Source organism: Paraburkholderia terricola (genome assembly GCF_003330825.1).
GTDB classification, from domain to species: domain Bacteria; phylum Pseudomonadota; class Gammaproteobacteria; order Burkholderiales; family Burkholderiaceae; genus Paraburkholderia; species Paraburkholderia terricola.
The window spans coordinates 169,631-185,429 of the sequence record NZ_CP024941.1 but is presented as its reverse complement, the minus strand read 5'-3'; the positions used below and the strand labels follow the sequence as shown (position 1 = coordinate 185,429).

Here is a 15,799-nt window from a genome sequence, read left to right as displayed (position 1 = left end):
CGGGCGGTTCAGCCCCCCGTTTTCCTTTCCTCACTTCCTCACCCGCTTTCCACGTGTCACGCATCCGGTTCTTCCGGAGCCACGTGCTCGTCCATTCCCAGGAGCGACACATGCATGAACCGACCCGACTCAAGCCGCTGTTTCAGCCGGGCAGGCTGCTCGTCTCACCCGCTGCACTCACCGCACTGCGCGCGAACGGCGTTCCCGTTATCAGCATCGTGCTACGCCATATCGCCGGCGACTGGGGCATCGTCTCCGAAGATGACAGGCGCCAGAACGACCTGTCGATCGCGACCGGCCTGCGACTCATCTCCGTCTACCGCCTGCCTGACCAGACGCGCATTCTCGTGGTCACCGAATGGAATCGCGCGAACACGACCATCGAGCGTCTCAATGATGTCGTGCCCCAAGACGGCATGCCCCAAGTCCAGCCGGCACGCCGCCGGTATCCAGCCTGGGCCGCCACTCAATACGAGGAGGAGCTTCGCGCATGAACTCCATCAATGGCCCACGCTTCCCGATGGGGCGCACCGCCATCACGCCCGCGGCAGAAGCCGCGCTCCATGCTGCCGGCATCCATCCCATACGGCTGCTGGCGCGTCATATTCATGGTGACTGGGGTGAGCTTCCCGCCGAAGACCTAGCGGCCAACGAACTCGCGCTGCTGTCCGGCAAACGGCTGCTGTCGAGCTACGCAATACCGGGCGGCGGCAAGGTCTGGCTAATCACCGAGGCCGACCGCGCGCTCACGACGATCCTGTTGCCGGAGGACTATTGATGTCCACCCTGATCCAGAAGCTGCATCCGGCGCTGCATCCGGGACGGCAGCTCACGCTTGCGGGAAAGCGTGAGCCGCTCTTCAGCCGGCAATGTGACTGGGATGGCGGCAGCGCGCTGCACTGCGCGGCGATGGCGCTCGCGATGCTCGGCAGGCTGGCCGATGCCGTCGATGTCCGGGCTTACCCGAGCGGTCCCATTGCGCGATTCTGGGACCGGGCATGGCTGCACTACCTGCACGGCCTGACGCCTTCCGCGCTCGCCGGCTTTGTCTGTGAACTCAACGCGGGCGTGCTGCCGGTTCATCTCTCAGGTACGTCCGGTGAACTCCTGCGCTTCTGCCCGGAGGAACTGGCTGCGGGATGGCCAGTGATCGTCTGGGTCGTCAACCGTCGAACCGGTAACGTACATGCAGCGCTGGTGACTGGAATCGAGGAACGGGACACGATACCGAAAGCGCTGCTGCTGCTCGATCCGGCAGAGACTGCGCCGATGCTGGCCGCGTGCAACGCGCGGCTGGAATTCGGGGAGTCGTACGCCTCTTACATCACGGCCAGAGCAACAATCCGGGCGAACGTGGTTGGTACCGTGTCGATCCGGCTGCTGGACGACGGCGCTACCGGTACCGGCTGCGCCTGATTTCCGGTGGCGTCGCCGCATCCGTGCGGCGCATACCGGTCGGTGCAAGCGAAACGCCGTCCAGCGGCCCGAACAGCGACGCGAGCGTGATGCCAAGCGCATGGCAGATGTTCGCCAGCGTCTCGACCCGATCAGGTGACGGGTTCGTATCGCACCACGGACGTCAGCGGTCAACCGCTCTCAAGCGCGCTGCAGATCGACTACCGCAATCCCGTGCGCGGCGCGATGTCCGGCACGTTCCCCTCCGGGACGACTGCCTGGCTTGCCACCACGGCGTACGCGAACGATCGCGTGATGCTCGTCAATCAGGGGCTTGGCCTGCCCTGGATCAATGGCACGGACGTGAACTCGGCGACGACCGTCAACGGATCGGTGCTGTACACGCTCGGCGATCCCAACACGGCGTACACGTCGGTACAGCAGGCAGTGGGGACACAGACGGACATCGGCGGCGGTTGCCTTCTGCTGAACATCAAAGCGAACGGCATTGCGACCGTCGACAAAAGCGATGCCTCGGGTTGCACCTATAACGGGACCGACACGAACAGCTATCCGGTTACAGGTTCGTGGTCGGCGTATCCGCGCAACGCCAATGTCATCATGATCAGCCTGCCGAAGTCGCTCGGTGCGCCAACACCGCAGCGCGGCGCTCGCCACCATTGCGTTTACAGCCGTAATTCTCGCCAGCTGCAAAGGCGGAGTACTCGACTATCGCAACGCTCAGATGGTGAATGGCAAAGTCTATGACGGAAGCGCCAACGAACCGTTTTCCGGGAAACTCACGAACGTTCCTGATCGCTTGCTGCTGATCGGCCAAGCCGGGTTTCAGCTCACGGGCAAACTCGCGAGCATCGCCATCGCCATCGCCATCGCCATCGCCATCGCCATCGCCATCGCCGGCAGCGTGCCCGCGGCTGAAAACAATGCTCAGTCGTTCCTCGGCAGATCGGGCGCCGAAACCCTGCTCTCCGGCGCCATGTGTGATGTCCAGATCGACGGCGGCCTGCTTGACGGCCCGGCGGTCTGCAAAACGCCGCAGTCGGACGTCGTGCGCATCGGAACATCGTTTAAGCACGGCGCGCTCGACGGTTCGTTCAAGCTTTCCGGTGGGCAGGACGATGGTCCGTGATGGAGGTGACATTCAGCAACGGACAGCCCGAGGGTACAGAAAAGGTGTATAGCTGGACCGATCACAAACTCATTCACACCTTCCCTTGGGACAAGGGCATCGCGGCGGGCACCGAGGAAGCCTTCGATCCGAATACCGGTGCGGTCGCTAAGCGCGCAACATTCGTCGACGGAAAGTATGAGGGGGAAGTCGTCCACTACGCGCCCAACGGCAAGCAGATCACCCTCAGGTCAACCTATACGAACGGCAAGCTGAACGGGGCGTACAAGGAATGGGACGCCAACGGTACGCTGATCTCCGACAAGACCTATTCTGACGGTATCGAAGTGGGCGCGGACGGCTCGAACTTCGATACTTGCATAAACGAATGGGATGACGCTTATCGAGCGGTGCCCGACCATCCAGCGTTTCCGGCACCAGAACTGAAGCAGCAATGGGAAGAGTCCTGTCGCACAGGCAAACATCCCTCCGCCCCTGCCGTACCTGGCCGAACAGTCTCCAACACGTCGCCTGGCTCAACCGCTTGCGTCGACGCATGGACCGCAGCGTACCGTCGTGAAAACGGCGCCGATGCGATGGTCACGGCGGATCAACTCGGTGAATGGCAATCATGGTGCAAGGCGGGCAAGCAACCTAGCTAGTCTCGCGAATTCGGTCATCGCCGCCAGAGGTGCGCCGTAGGGCGCACCTCGCCATGCACGCCCGGATTTTTTTTTGCTCAACCGCGCCGGCAACGAAAAGGTTCGCACCGGATACGAGTATGTAATGAACGTAGCCCCGATGCGTCGGTAAGCGAAACAATCGTGGAGAACGCTAGGCACATCAACGTGCAATTTCGTTGTTCCTGGTTTCAGCTTGGAGACAATACAGTTTTCATGTACTCGTCGTCCCGATGCTTCCAGCGATTAACCGCTACATCAGCGCCAACGCTTAGATGCTCCATGTGGTCGTAATGATCGGAGCTGGTATCGCCGGGGGCGACATGGATAAACTCTACCTGCGGGTTCCCGTTTCCAAAAATGGCTTGAAGGACATCACGAAGAGTATCCTCAAGCGTACGATCATTTTGATCTGTGGAAGCGATGAGGACATTGTGCATACACGATTTGTCGTCGTAGTAAACGCTCAGCACCCTAGCCTCGCCAGATGAATTTCTGTCCAGCAGTTCAACTGCGACTCTCGCGATTAATTGCTCATCGTCAGCGGGAAAGCTCGCCCGACATTCCAAAAGGATTCGGTGAAAATGCGTGGATCTGATGGTAATCCATTCCGAGTGAAAGCCGGTAGTTGGCATTGTTTGAAGCTCTCAAGGTAAAGAATCGATGAAAACCAATGTGATGTGTCGGCCAGACGGGCATTGACTCGACGATTTCTTGGCTCGCTCCTATAGTACATGACTGTGGCGCAGTACCTCGCTCCAGCTATCCGCAGTTGCCACAGCTCAATGCGCTGCTTGCCGATATTTGTCCGACCCTGATCAAAGTCTTCAGGCACATACGCAATGGTGACGCGGTGATGTTGAGTTAGATTCAGAGTAAGGCCGCATGACAAATAGTCGCGATCTTGGTGGCGCGCCGATTCGCACACCTCGCGTCGCAAAGCACGCGTAAACAACATCGGACTCCCTCGCCATACCGAGGCGCACGCAATACGCATAAAAACAGCCAAGTTCGCACTAAAGATAACGGCATTTGCACCGATATACCAAGGAGACTACACAGCTTTAACACGACATCATGTTTTTTTCGAAACTGCTTTCATGGCACAAGGATCTGTCAATGGTAGAAAAGATTGGGCTTTGGGGCTCCGCCGCATCAATCGTTAGTCTCGCGTTGTATTTCTATCCGCCGGTAGCGGCATCGCAAAATGAACCGAAGGTTCAAGTGTCTACCGCAGGTACTGAAAGCCCCGCCATTGGCACAAACCAGGGAAATGTGACGATCAACTATGGCAGTTCGGCAGCCCCTCATGAGAAGGGTTACGTCCTGCGGAATCGCTCAGCTGGTGCAAGTCTCGTCGTTTCGCGCCCCACATTGGATGCCGCCACTGTCCCAGCCCTTCAAGTTTGCGTGGCGCCGGCCGGCACACCTATTTCGCTTTATGGCGAAACGGCAAAAATGGCTGGTCTCGATATGTGGCAGAAAGTGAAAATACTGTCGGGCCAGTGCGCGAACAAGGTGGGCTGGGCAACAACCGAGAACATCAGCTTCGAATAGTGTCACAGAGAACGTACGGCAAGCATCGTAAGAGGTATGCATGCATTCAGCATTGGACACAAGCACTCGTAAGATCGTTGAGGCCGAAGACCTGTGGGAAATCGAGCTGACGGGGGGTGTGGACAAGGATCGCTACGCCTGCATCGGCTGCGAGGCGAAGCTCTGGCCCATGTCCTACAAGCCAGAGAACATCCCACGGCCGTATTTTCAGATGCGCGACCCGACGACTCACAAGGCGGATTGCGACGTCGAAAAGCAGGTGGAATGGATACGCCGCGGCAAGACCAAAAGGCTCACTAATCAGGAAACCGGATTTCCAGCGCGCTATCCGTCCCGGCTTGTGCTTCGTACGCCCCGTCTAACGGGAGCCCCTGATATTGACGCTACAGACATAACGCCCGCACCGACAGCTACTAGCGGCGGACAAACCCGCCCTCCCGCTGATAACAGGACGGAGCGTCAGACAGAAGCCAACACAATTCGGCCGATTTGCCGCAGCTTCATCAACTTCCCCTACGATCGCGATCGCGTTCTTGAGATCCCCGGCGTCGAGGCGAAAACGTACCTGACGGCCTTCAGGAAACTCAAATGGGACACTCTCGCGCAGCTCGGTGAGCCAAAACTGTTTTATGCGGAACTTGCATGGAGCGCACCAATACGGACCGACGACCACCTCGAAGTCACATTGAGTGCTGGTGAATGGGGAGATAGCAAGGCACCTCAATGGCCTTTTCGGGTACGAGTCGACTGGCGCAATTGGAGCAAGACCCGACGAACCGTTGTCGCAAAGGAAATCGATGCGACGCGCAAGGAAGGTCCGCGTGATTCGAAGGAGAAAGGCTATCTGTTCTTCATCGGCGCGCAAGATCGCGATGACCTCACTTTGATCCACGTGAACGATCATCGTCTAGTCTGTTCCCTCGCAGCCGATATTCAGTACCCGAACTTCAAATAGTCGGCGTCCGTGGGCGACCTGGCGGAACCTTCGCGCTCGGGACGTGAAGCGATCATCTCTACATCCACAACCGTACTGACAAGACTCAACTGGAGATTCAACGGATCATTGCCAAGTGACAAGACCTCCGAACTGCACGAAGGGTGCATCATGAAGCTCGCCCTGCGCCAGCAGAACAGATGCTGCATCGTTCCGCTCTACAGATTCGGCTACCAGCTTGAGAGGATCGAAAGGCACGCTGATCGCCTCTCGCCGCCGGAGGCATGCACGCATCTGGCCTGACATCAAGGATTTGGGGGTCATTTCTTTGTGCCCGGTGGCTGCTTATCATCGGCGGGGATTGAAGCTCATTTCGCGAGATGCGCCAATCGCGGCGGCAAACCTTGACACAAATTCCGGGAAAAGCAAGTGAAAAGAATCGCGCTCGTAATCGGCAACGGCAATTACGTTGCCAAAGATTTTGATCAGCTCGCGAATGCGGCCCCCGATGCCGGACAGATCGCGAAAGATCTCAAGGATCGAGGATTCGAGACCGAACTACACACAGATCTCGATGCCAACCGAATGAGCGCAGCCATCGCCGGGTTCTGCGCGAAAATCGTTGCCACACCGTCTTATGCGGTTTTCTACTACGCCGGACATGGTTGCGAGCAGCACGGACTGACCTATCTCTACCCCGTTGACATGCCGGGCGGAAGTGCACCATTGATTCCCCAGTATGCCGTGTCCACGACGGAAATCCTGGGCGAACCGCACCCTGAAGCGACTCCACGCATTTTAATCCTGGACTGCTGCCGCACAAGCGAGACGTCCTGGACCTCGGATGAGAGAACTCGCTTTGAGGAGCTTGCGACAGCTGCAAAACACCGTGGCGGGCAAGTTCACCCCAATACCCTGATCGCTTATTCGACAAGTTCTGGCGAATCCGCGTCCGACGGCTCCGGCTCAAACGGTCCGTACTGTGCTCAACTCAGCCCGTTGCTGCTGAAGCACCGTCTCACGGTAGAGGACGTCTTCAAAGACGTCGGCATGCAAGTCTCCACCGCGAGCAATGGTCGTCAGCGACCATGGTTCTATTCGAACCTGTCGTCAGACCTGACCTTTAGCGATCTTCCAAATGTCGTGGCAACTATCGCAGTTGAAACCCCGCTTGTTGACAGCACAAGGGGGCTCGTAAAGGACCCTCACGATCGCCGCGTCATCGCGTACAGGGATGGAAGTCGCAAAGCCCACTGCGTGGACGGGATCGCCGGCCAGGGTTATTACACTTTTGATGAGCAGGTGCAGTTAATGACCACCTGGCGAGAGGGCCTGATCGTCTATAACCATCAGGATACGTTGTGGAAAGAGGAAAAACGAGGACGGTACCGGCGTGTGAAGCTCGGGATCAAGGAACCTCTGTGGGTTGCGTCGTCACCTGCGGGCAACCACGTGATTTTCGGAGGAACCTCCAGCTATTATCTCGTTGACATACCCCGTCGGAGCGTCCGTGAGGTCGACACCCCGAATCAGTCCTGGTACACGGCATTGTTTCTCGACGAAACGCGAGCCTGGATTGGCGGCTCCTCGGGCGGATTGTGCGAAGTCGAGTTCGGCAGCGGCGAGCCGGTGATTCGAGACATCGATCTTCACACGCAAGAAATGCTGTACTTCATTTGTCGTGTGGACGACCCCCACGTGGTAATCGGTGGCTCGCGAGGAAAGGTGTACAAGATCTCGCTAACATCACGAAAGGTCGTATGGACACGCGAACTCGGGCGAACCGTGCGAACGCCGGCGGCTCGCATGCAATCAATTCTGAACACGGCGACCGACAATGAGATCATCCGCCGCTTTCTCTTTGAGCCAGAAAGCCTCACAGCTGAACAGGGAAGCTGCCTCAGCGACAGTCTTGCGTCAAACGACCTGCTGTTCTCGGCAAGCACCTCGTCGTCGCCAATTCTTGTCGTCGCCAGCCGTGAGGGTTTGCTTTATCTCCTCGATCACCGGGACGGACGAGAGATTGAGGTCGTTGACAACGCCGCCGGCCGCGCCACCGGCATCGAAGGTATCTGCTTTCTCGACGCCGAGCAGTTTGCCGTGCTCGATCAAGCGGGTACCGTGCGCTTGTACTCGCTAGCAGGTGTCCCCTACGAGAATGCGCTCCGTTACGTCGATGAGGCTGACTGGGACGATGACGACGAATAGTCGTCTTGCAAAAATACTGCGAACACAACGATAGCCCCCAGACACAATCGCGACCATGAAGTACAGTCTTCTGCTGCAACTCGCGCGCCACCTTTGGACAAACGTGCTGGAACCTATGCGAACGGCAACTTGAATCATGAATCCCGAGTACACCTCAGACGCATTGCCTAACAAACTGGTCGAATATCTCGCAAATGTTAACGGAACGGGTCGCTTTCGCCGACGCGCCGTACTAATAGGCGGTAACGGCAAATGGAAACTACTTTGCTGTACCGTCGAATGGTTCCGTTGCGATGGGGAGATGCCCATTGCTGCCTCCACTCGCCGATATGAAGAGGCTATCCTGTACGAGGACATGCTCTCCGCAACGCAATGCCTCGAATTCGCGACCGAACTAACGAATGGGTTCGCTGTGTTTGACGACCTAAGGCTGACGCGCGAGGCGCCACTTCAATGGCGCACTGACCTCGTACCTCCGAACAACGAGTACTTGGCTAGCGCCGGGCTGGTTGTCGGCCTACGCATCGGTCACGCCGGGGCGCACGCTCACGCATACGTGGCACCGCTCTTGTTGCCAGATCAACCGTACTACCCTGATTTTGAAGAGGCGGCCCGCGACTGGTTGCCATTCCGCGTGTACCACGGGAGTCACGATGGCCGGAACGATCAGATTTTCTTCTTGCTGCCCGAGACCAGGGCATATGTTTCTGATGCGAGAATATCCGATGACGGAACGCTGAATATCACCGTAGCAGGAACCCAGGTTGATCAGATCTCTCTCATCACAAAAGGTGCATATTGGGAAGGAACGGCAATCCGCCATTTCGACGCGCCAGTGGAAAACTCAATGTGCAGGATCGCAGTCCCCGCTCACATCGACCGCCTAGAGTACTACCTGATCGACCACGATTGTTCGGTTTTCGATTTTCATCGCGAGGATCGCCTATCCGGCATGTCACTGGGGAAGAAGATCCTCGGACCAAAGCAACGATCACTCGGCGAACAGATTGGGAAGGCCCTGCATGATGGGGAAGGTCAGGGTGTCGAGTTTAAGCCCTTCATCGAACCGGAACAACCTCTCGGCACGGGAGCAAACAAGACAAAGCTAAGGGAGATCGTAACAACGGTAGTCGCGTTCGCTAACACGCAGGGTGGCCATATCTACATCGGAGTTGACGATGACTGTATTCCGGTCGGCATCGAGCAGCAATTGGAGCGGTGGGCCAAAGCGTCGGCTGACGAAGGTTGCATCGATCGGTATCTCGGTCTGCTGAAAAGCAAGATCAAAGGCTCCATTCAGGGAGAAGTCGAATTCCACCTTTCCCGGACCTACTTCAACGAAGCGCTTATAGTGATTGTCGAAGTCCTCTCAGCCGCGCAAAAGCCAGTCGCCGTGCAACACGACGCCTACCTTTACGCACGAGCAGGGGCGAGCAACCGAAAGGTGCTGCCGGAGTCGTGGAGAAGCATATTGGACACGCAGTCGAGTGACGCATTTGGGTTTCCGCTCTCACGCTAGCTTGGCGTTGTGCACCACCAACCCTCCTCCGCAGCCGTTCGTCACCTCAGAAATTTTCGAAGGAAACGTACAACTCTAACAAGGTGGGCGATAGAAATGGATTACCAGGAGTGGGAGTTCTTTGAGACCGGAATCGACAGCCGATTTTATACGGTCACTGACCACGGCCCATTGCTTGGCCCGGTGACCTCGTTTGTCGTCAGGCGGAACCGCCGTCTCGATCTCGTGCTGGAAACCATCTCGGCAGCGGACGGCGGGGCGATTCGTTCCGAGTCGGTGGCAAACCGGGTCTGGACGGCAGATGGTGCGGTGCATTGGCAGGGCATGCATGGCGGCGCTACCGTCACCGCGCACGGCGTTATCCCTTTGGAGTACCGCACGACCACTTCGGCAGAGGAACGCAAGGTGGTTCAGACCTCAACGATCCAGTCACTGCATTGGACCCACAGCTATGCAGGCGAAGCGCTGTACGTGATGGACTGGATAGGAAACCTGTCGGGCAGTTTTATATGGCCAGATTCCGACGATGTTGAGCAAACTGAGCAAAAGAGCAGGACATTGCAATCGGCACGCGGAGAGATTGTCATTCCACTAACGTCGACGTCGGAGAAGCATAGCCGCTCCTGTGCCCGGCTTTCTGTTGGCGGCTGGGACGTCGTCATCGGCCAATCTCGCGCGAAACCGGAACACGTACAAGATCCGGGATTTATTCTCTACCTCGGCTTGCCCGACGAAGAGACCCGTTCGCGCATCAGACAATGCCTTTCCTTCTGCCTGGGCGACTACTTCATCCACCTCGGAAGCACCACTTTCGACGCCGAATGGAAGCCGAGCTCATTCCTCGGGAGGGCGGGACACGCGCTTGTCGAAGACGCGGCTGACATCAGTGGTCGTCCCCCGGCTCCACTCGGAACGCGCTACGAAGGTGAAGTTGATGCTGCGCTACTGGGCCGTTTGGCGTCTGGGCTGTTCGAAGCCTACGACATCTACAACCTCCGCAACGCGTTCTGGAACTACTGGCACGCCATCGCGGCACCCATACACATGGCCGCGGCGCACTTTGGGGCAGCAATCGAGGCGCTGCAGCGAACGTACTTCGGCGAGACGGGCACTGCAATTCACAGTCGCATCGTGGCCGACGATGCCGCTTGGCAAAACCTATACACGCAGATCAATCGGTGCATCCAGGACTCCGCATTGTCGCCCGACGAGAAGCGAATGCTGGGCAACAAGGCGCAGCATCTGAACTCGGCGCCGCAGGGCCTTCTGGCCGACAGATTCTTTGCGGCGATAGGGCTGGATGTCAGTGCGCTCGAAAGAGACGTATGGCTGAACAGGAACCGGGCGGCGCACGGCGGCGGTATCGCTGAAGACCGAGCTATCCAGGCCATCCGCGAAAACAAAGTCCTGCGCACGCTGACGAATCGCATTCTGCTATCGATCAGTCGGTCGAGCGACCACTACTACGACTACTACACGCTCAATCGCCCAATCAGACAGCTTTCAGAGCCGGTGCCAGACGATCGCCCTCCCCGCACACGTTAGATTCTCTTTACCCGCCGCAACCCGCGTCGATCCGATTTGAGAACGCCGTGTCTGCCGCGGGTTAGCTGTCGTGCGGCGCCCGCGCACCGGCGGTTTGGGTAGACCCACGCTTCCAATGCGACGCGGTTGGCGCATCGGCGCGAATCGGATGGTAATTGCGCTTCGCACAGATCGCCTTCATCATCCACGCCCAATTTTGGCCGTTCCGGCGCTTGCCAAGGTCAGGCATGGCAGTGCCATCAGCTGCTAACGGATAGTCGCCGACCGGACTGCCTTCATTCACGACCCGCCAGTGGGTTCGCACGCGGCCGACAGGCATCTACCCACCGCGGCCCGTTGTCTTCAGAACCAGGCGGATCAGAGCGAACATCCGAGAAAATAGGTAATCGATCTGTGACGACTCGACAATTGGCACCTTGTTCATCTCGGTATGCCGAATCATGAACGTGTTGCCAATTTCGGTCAGTCGGGTAGCCTCGTGTTCAAGACACTCCCGGAACACTGGCTCCGACGATACCTTGTCCAGCAACGCCGCTGTACTGGCTTTCTTGTCCTTGCCCGGTTCAAGTGTCTTCAGACGCTCCCACGCATCCCACAACTTCTCGAGCGCTTCTCGCCTCACATCCGTAGAACGATTCAGGAACTTATGTCGCGCAGTCTCAAGCAGACTATCGAGCGCTGCGTCGCCAGTCTGAAACAATGCTTAGACCAGTTCATCGTCGATAACAGCAGGGGCAAGGCGGATCACTTCACCATCGACCAGTTCGAAAGCCATGCCATTGCGTTCGAAGATGCGATTCACGTCCAAGGCAAACTTCTGCCGACCGCTCTCCTGGTCGTACGTGTAATGCGAATGGCTCATGTACGAGTGGAACTCGGGATAAAGCGCTTCGGCAACGTACTCGTAAGAGAACTCGACCAGATCGAAAATCGCGCCATCATCTGGCGGGGCATCGTGATCGACTGGTTCCCGGGGCCATAAGAGGCCGTATCCAGTCATCGTAGCTTTGAGCTTGCCGAAATCCGTTCCGGCATATGCATAGCCGTCGCTGCACTTTTCGGGAAAGGCTAGGCCGAACCATTCCTCGTCCATACGGGCGCATACAAGCGTCAGAAGTGCGCTACGTGCCGCGTCGTCCAGCACCTCCGCGATCCTCGGTTTGATACTGCCATGCCGCTCCGTATAAAACTTCTTCATGTGCCGGTCCCCCTTACGACAATCAGATGCAGCAGCGCTCAGGCGACAGCGTCGACATCCTTGTACCAGACATCGTCTTGCGCTTGAATATACCTTCCCATATCCGGAAACAACACAGAGACTATCGTGAGCGCTTGATGCATCATGGTTGAGAAATGCCTGAGATGCTCGAATGATCCTGGATGCGGCATCACTAGGCGATTTTTCATTCGACGCCCCTCGACTGTGACCCGCTGAGGTTCAGAGGTATTGTCGTAGTGCACCACCTCAGTCGACTTCGTCGGAAACGGAAACAGTGGGCCAGAGTGGTGCACGTATGTCAGCAATCCGTCCCGGATGCTTAAAACGAAGTTATGGCGAAGGTTCGACGGGTATTGAGGATGTTCCTGAATGTAACACGACAGCACCTCTTCCATTTTGTCAGCAATGTCAAATGCAAATCCTTCGCAGATCAGAAACGTGATGATCTGATCGCGTTCATCGCGATGCGGCTCGTATTCAGAAGCAAGCCCGTCCTCCTTGACGCAGTGCACGTACCTCGGCTCGTACAGCGTGTCCCGCAGGGACTTCACGCCCGAGAGCTTCCGCAGCGCCGCCTTGAGATCCGCCAATGACATGACCGATTTAACTTCACCCACCGCACAGACAGATTCCAAAGGGAAGAATCGCTGCTTATAGTCGTTCTGCAGCAGCGGCGTCACCGAGCGGTCGTAGATGACGACGTCGCACTGCGTACTGATGTGACCCGATGACGTTACGACGAAACCTGAGTCGGCCGCCATTCGCTGCGGAATAAAAGCACGCAAAAAGACATGAGTGATGGCCTCTCGGTATGAGCCGAACTCACCGGGATGGACCAGTGCCCCTTTATCATCGACGAAAAGGCGCCGCGATCCATCAACAAAGGCTTCGGCAAACACCCGCATCTTTTCGTCTAGAAGCGCCTGCAGCGCGTTTCCTACTTGCTGTTTTGTCATTTTGGCAATCTTGCAGAGAAGCTGGACCTTGGGAGGCGTCGCCTGGCTCGTCTGCCAGACGAGCAAGTCGGCTCGGCGCTCGACATTCAAACTGACCGGCAAATCGCGAAGCGATGTTCGCACGACATTATCGCCGACTGAAGCTACCGAGTATGGAGGTCTCTGCCTATGCAACGGCAAGCGCGAAAAGCAATACGAATCGCGCCAAGACGACGATCCCCTTGGCAAGCGTTACTCAACACGCCCCTCCGGCGCCGCTTTCGATTTCGGCACAACCGCCTTCCCATTGCAACATGGTCTATTCAGATCGGACGCGACCGCCTCGGGTCCGGCGAAGCACCGGGCAGACAGGCGGCTCCTTCCAGCACGACCACGCACACAAAATCCAGCAGGAGATCTACTCGCGCTTCGGTCGTGCCGAGCCCTTGTGCAACCAGTGAAGTCGCAGGATCGGCACAGCGAGACTCACGCAATTCTTCCGCGCGACTGGCCTAAAATTGAATTGGAGCCGGTTACAACCGGCTGGCGGGCCTTTCCAGTTCCTCGCCCACACCGACACAGCCAACCGGAAAACGGAATCGTTATAGCCCCATTTATTCGGTTTCGTCACCTTCTTTCCTGCTCACCCAGCTTCCACGACAAACCCTAACGCCCCATCGTCAGCGTGCACGCCGTCGCAGTCGGCTTAACGCGAATCAGCGATTCGTCACCGATATGTTCGCGAAAGAGACGGCGAGCATGGATAGGTTGGCGTCGAGCGGCCACCGGTCTATCACCACGACGTAGTGTCGTCGAGATGTGCCGGCTTGCTGAGCGGGCGACCACGGAGAAACCGCCATGCATGCTGATCCCGTGGAATACAAGACATCGACCATTATGCCTCTGGCCTCGGTCTCGATGCCAGGCTACGCTGCAACCGCACTGGTTACACACCGGAGCGGCAAACGGGAAGCGCTCGGTATTCTCGGCTATGCGCGTCCGAGCAAGCGGCTTGCCAGTTTGCGGTTGAATACGCGAAAGCCCACATCGACGGTCGGCGACACCCCAAGCCACCCTTCACTCTTCGATAGGTCTCGCCAGACGGGTGGGGCCGGACACGCAGCGTTCAAGCATGGAACGAGCGGTCGGTTTCCTTGCCCGCAAAGCCCATAGCAGCGTCTTGGTGAGCACCGTGATTCGATGCCCACCCCGAGGTAGCCGCATGATAATTGGGCCTGTTATGGCTCGATTTGATCTCCCCAATCACCATCAAGCGAGATCACTTCGGCAACCGACTCATCAAACGACTCGACATCGAATGAGTTCCCGGCCGCGTTGCCCCGCTTTACCTCGAAGGGAAACGGATTGCAATCGGGTATAAGCGATGCATCGGCCCTCAGGCTCCTGCGTCCGCGCTTTACTGCTCGCATTTTCGGCAATTCGCTCTTGAACAGCAGACGGTCGCCGTCGGCTTTCATCAGCGGCGCGTAGAAGTCCGGCTTCGCGAGATAGCCGGCAACGATCGTTTCCAGCGCGTGGCGACGATCCCGGTTATGACGCTCAACCATCCCGACGCCGAGAGTTTTGCCGTACTTGCGGGGCGTGGCGTTGCAGTTGTAGTAGCCGCCTTTTCCTTTGGTCGTCACCTTATTCCAGTGCTCGCCGAACTTCTTGCCGTAGTGGATGTCTCCGTGAACTACGTGGCCATCAAGCACGATCAAGCCGTGAAAATGCCAGCCCCGACGAAGCGCGTATTCGAGCTTGAGCACGTAGGCCTTGAATATCTTACGGTTGCGATGCCGGATGCGCTTCAGATACCGGACCAAAGCGTTTGCGTGCTTACGCACTTCCGCATAGGGTATCGACCGGGTTGCTTTCATGTATTCAAAGTCCACACGGATGATCAGCAGGCGACGATGCTTCTCGAACAGTGCTCGAAGCAGCTTGACGATTGAACGATAGTTCTTCGCTGCGCGTCTAAGATGAAGCGTCAACTCGTCGAGGAAGGGCTTCGCTCTACCCTGCTTTCGAATCTCCTCCACTGCGTCATTTAACGCATATGCAAACGCCGACACGTCATCATCAAACAGGCCCCGTCGCATCGATGACAAGAATCGCAGCTCGTATCGGGCCGGGCTCAGTTGCAGACCCGCCGTTAGATCGTCCATATGGTTGCGGTCAACCGCTCGCTTGAAGAGGCCCACAAACGGATTGGCTTCGTCTATCGACTCTCCCATGCTGAGATATTCGACGTCGATGTCCAGGCAGTGCAAGAACTTCGTTCCGAGTTGTGTCGGAACGAGTCTAAGCAGCCGAGGAGATTCGAATGCGATACCGCTTTTGCGAACGATGCTAAACAGCGTGTCGTCCGAGTCGATGATGTCTCGGATGCACTTCGTGATCGTTGCTGCATCTTCCGCACGCGTATCAGCACCGTCGTGAGGTCTGCGCTTGTCGTTTTTCTTCATCGAGTTGATCGCAAAATCGAGCAACCACCTTTCGATGTCTGCGTCGCCTCGAGCGACTTCGCTTATTTGAGTGATTTCGCTCATCGTTCTTCTCTTATTCGTTCTTCAACTTATCCATGGGGATCGGCGTCCTCTTGTATATCCCCAGCAAGGTGATCAACGGTTCGACGTGAGAGATCTCGAGATCCATTGATGTATCAGAGTCGGATG

At 57.3% G+C, this 15,799-nt stretch carries 16 protein-coding genes and 2 pseudogenes; 12 read left to right on the top strand and 6 right to left on the bottom strand.

From position 1 onward, the window contains the following. The first annotated feature begins 110 nt into the window (after positions 1-110). From CUJ90_RS00850 to CUJ90_RS00840, 3 genes are read left to right on the top strand one after another with little or no spacing between them, the layout of a single operon-like run. Positions 111-494: a hypothetical protein gene (locus CUJ90_RS00850; RefSeq protein ID WP_114161739.1), complete on the top strand. Its 384-nt coding sequence runs from the start codon at positions 111-113 to the stop codon at positions 492-494. Next, a complete protein-coding gene (locus CUJ90_RS00845; protein WP_114161738.1) occupies positions 491-778 on the top strand; it encodes a hypothetical protein in 288 nt (95 codons plus the stop codon). The genes CUJ90_RS00850 and CUJ90_RS00845 overlap by 4 nt, the downstream gene beginning before the upstream one ends. Continuing rightward, positions 778-1,416: a cysteine peptidase family C39 domain-containing protein gene (locus CUJ90_RS00840; protein WP_114161737.1), complete on the top strand. Its 639-nt coding sequence runs from the start codon at positions 778-780 to the stop codon at positions 1,414-1,416. The genes CUJ90_RS00845 and CUJ90_RS00840 overlap by 1 nt, the downstream gene beginning before the upstream one ends. Here CUJ90_RS00840 and CUJ90_RS33115 read toward each other — a convergent pair. Then, positions 1,394-1,561, bottom strand: a pseudogene (locus tag CUJ90_RS33115) (transcriptional regulator); the annotation flags it as partial. The gene CUJ90_RS00840 and the pseudogene CUJ90_RS33115 sit on opposite strands and share 23 nt — an antisense overlap. Between CUJ90_RS33115 and CUJ90_RS00830 the strand changes: the two are divergent. From CUJ90_RS00830 to CUJ90_RS33105, 3 genes and pseudogenes are all read left to right on the top strand, one after another. After that, positions 1,546-2,052: pseudogene (locus CUJ90_RS00830) on the top strand (hypothetical protein); the annotation flags it as partial. The pseudogenes CUJ90_RS33115 and CUJ90_RS00830 sit on opposite strands and share 16 nt — an antisense overlap. Before the next feature lie 88 nt (positions 2,053-2,140). Further along, entirely contained in the window at positions 2,141-2,545 is a 405-nt protein-coding gene (locus CUJ90_RS33110; RefSeq protein WP_244219948.1) for a hypothetical protein, read from the top strand. Then, positions 2,542-3,186, top strand: coding sequence for a toxin-antitoxin system YwqK family antitoxin (locus CUJ90_RS33105; protein ID WP_244219947.1), 645 nt, complete (start codon positions 2,542-2,544; stop codon positions 3,184-3,186). The genes CUJ90_RS33110 and CUJ90_RS33105 overlap by 4 nt, the downstream gene beginning before the upstream one ends. Before the next feature lie 209 nt (positions 3,187-3,395). Here CUJ90_RS33105 and CUJ90_RS32260 read toward each other — a convergent pair whose 3' ends face one another. After that, complete coding sequence (locus CUJ90_RS32260; protein ID WP_152035322.1) at positions 3,396-3,839, bottom strand: hypothetical protein; 444 nt, start codon at positions 3,837-3,839, stop codon at positions 3,396-3,398. Between the two features lie 484 nt (positions 3,840-4,323). Here CUJ90_RS32260 and CUJ90_RS32255 point away from each other — a divergent pair, with 484 nt between their 5' ends. The 6 genes from CUJ90_RS32255 (at position 4,324) to CUJ90_RS00800 (ending at position 10,967) form a co-directional block, all read left to right on the top strand. Continuing rightward, positions 4,324-4,761: a hypothetical protein gene (locus CUJ90_RS32255; RefSeq protein ID WP_152035321.1), complete on the top strand. Its 438-nt coding sequence runs from the start codon at positions 4,324-4,326 to the stop codon at positions 4,759-4,761. Between the two features lie 40 nt (positions 4,762-4,801). Continuing rightward, complete coding sequence (locus CUJ90_RS00815) at positions 4,802-5,716, top strand: hypothetical protein (protein WP_114161735.1); 915 nt, start codon at positions 4,802-4,804, stop codon at positions 5,714-5,716. A 150-nt stretch (positions 5,717-5,866) separates the two neighbouring features. Then, positions 5,867-5,998, top strand: coding sequence for a hypothetical protein (locus tag CUJ90_RS33560; RefSeq protein ID WP_277998129.1), 132 nt, complete (start codon positions 5,867-5,869; stop codon positions 5,996-5,998). 126 nt (positions 5,999-6,124) lie between these two features. Further along, complete coding sequence (locus CUJ90_RS00810) at positions 6,125-7,903, top strand: caspase family protein (RefSeq protein ID WP_114161734.1); 1,779 nt, start codon at positions 6,125-6,127, stop codon at positions 7,901-7,903. A gap of 136 nt (positions 7,904-8,039) precedes the next feature. Continuing rightward, positions 8,040-9,422: an AlbA family DNA-binding domain-containing protein gene (locus CUJ90_RS00805; RefSeq protein WP_114161733.1), complete on the top strand. Its 1,383-nt coding sequence runs from the start codon at positions 8,040-8,042 to the stop codon at positions 9,420-9,422. Between the two features lie 96 nt (positions 9,423-9,518). Next, positions 9,519-10,967: a hypothetical protein gene (locus CUJ90_RS00800; protein ID WP_114161732.1), complete on the top strand. Its 1,449-nt coding sequence runs from the start codon at positions 9,519-9,521 to the stop codon at positions 10,965-10,967. A 319-nt stretch (positions 10,968-11,286) separates the two neighbouring features. On the opposite strand, the gene CUJ90_RS00795 is transcribed toward CUJ90_RS00800, so the two are convergent. From CUJ90_RS00795 to CUJ90_RS00775, 4 genes are all read right to left on the bottom strand, one after another. Further along, the gene (locus CUJ90_RS00795; protein ID WP_114161731.1) at positions 11,287-11,667 is read right to left on the bottom strand and encodes a hypothetical protein; all 381 of its coding nucleotides are present in this window, start codon (positions 11,665-11,667) and stop codon (positions 11,287-11,289) included. A gap of 3 nt (positions 11,668-11,670) precedes the next feature. After that, the gene (locus CUJ90_RS00790) at positions 11,671-12,165 is read right to left on the bottom strand and encodes an AbiJ-NTD4 domain-containing protein (protein WP_114161730.1); all 495 of its coding nucleotides are present in this window, start codon (positions 12,163-12,165) and stop codon (positions 11,671-11,673) included. 38 nt (positions 12,166-12,203) lie between these two features. Next, positions 12,204-13,265, bottom strand: coding sequence for a DUF6602 domain-containing protein (locus CUJ90_RS00785; protein ID WP_152035320.1), 1,062 nt, complete (start codon positions 13,263-13,265; stop codon positions 12,204-12,206). Positions 13,266-14,359: 1,094 nt separating this feature from the next. Next, the gene (locus CUJ90_RS00775; RefSeq protein ID WP_114161728.1) at positions 14,360-15,673 is read right to left on the bottom strand and encodes a YagK/YfjJ domain-containing protein; all 1,314 of its coding nucleotides are present in this window, start codon (positions 15,671-15,673) and stop codon (positions 14,360-14,362) included. Positions 15,674-15,799 lie beyond the last annotated feature (126 nt).

Coding starts and splice junctions, on each gene's coding strand:
- CUJ90_RS00790 (WP_114161730.1), bottom strand. CDS start 12,165: ATGAAGAAGTTTTATACGGAGCGGCATGGCAGTATCAAACCGAGGATC.
- CUJ90_RS00850 (WP_114161739.1), top strand. CDS start 111: ATGCATGAACCGACCCGACTCAAGCCGCTGTTTCAGCCGGGCAGGCTG.
- CUJ90_RS32255 (WP_152035321.1), top strand. CDS start 4,324: ATGGTAGAAAAGATTGGGCTTTGGGGCTCCGCCGCATCAATCGTTAGT.
- CUJ90_RS00840 (WP_114161737.1), top strand. CDS start 778: ATGTCCACCCTGATCCAGAAGCTGCATCCGGCGCTGCATCCGGGACGG.
- CUJ90_RS00845 (WP_114161738.1), top strand. CDS start 491: ATGAACTCCATCAATGGCCCACGCTTCCCGATGGGGCGCACCGCCATC.
- CUJ90_RS00800 (WP_114161732.1), top strand. CDS start 9,519: ATGGATTACCAGGAGTGGGAGTTCTTTGAGACCGGAATCGACAGCCGA.
- CUJ90_RS33560 (WP_277998129.1), top strand. CDS start 5,867: ATGAAGCTCGCCCTGCGCCAGCAGAACAGATGCTGCATCGTTCCGCTC.
- CUJ90_RS00805 (WP_114161733.1), top strand. CDS start 8,040: ATGAATCCCGAGTACACCTCAGACGCATTGCCTAACAAACTGGTCGAA.
- CUJ90_RS00775 (WP_114161728.1), bottom strand. CDS start 15,673: ATGAGCGAAATCACTCAAATAAGCGAAGTCGCTCGAGGCGACGCAGAC.
- CUJ90_RS00815 (WP_114161735.1), top strand. CDS start 4,802: ATGCATTCAGCATTGGACACAAGCACTCGTAAGATCGTTGAGGCCGAA.
- CUJ90_RS33110 (WP_244219948.1), top strand. CDS start 2,141: ATGGTGAATGGCAAAGTCTATGACGGAAGCGCCAACGAACCGTTTTCC.
- CUJ90_RS32260 (WP_152035322.1), bottom strand. CDS start 3,839: ATGCCAACTACCGGCTTTCACTCGGAATGGATTACCATCAGATCCACG.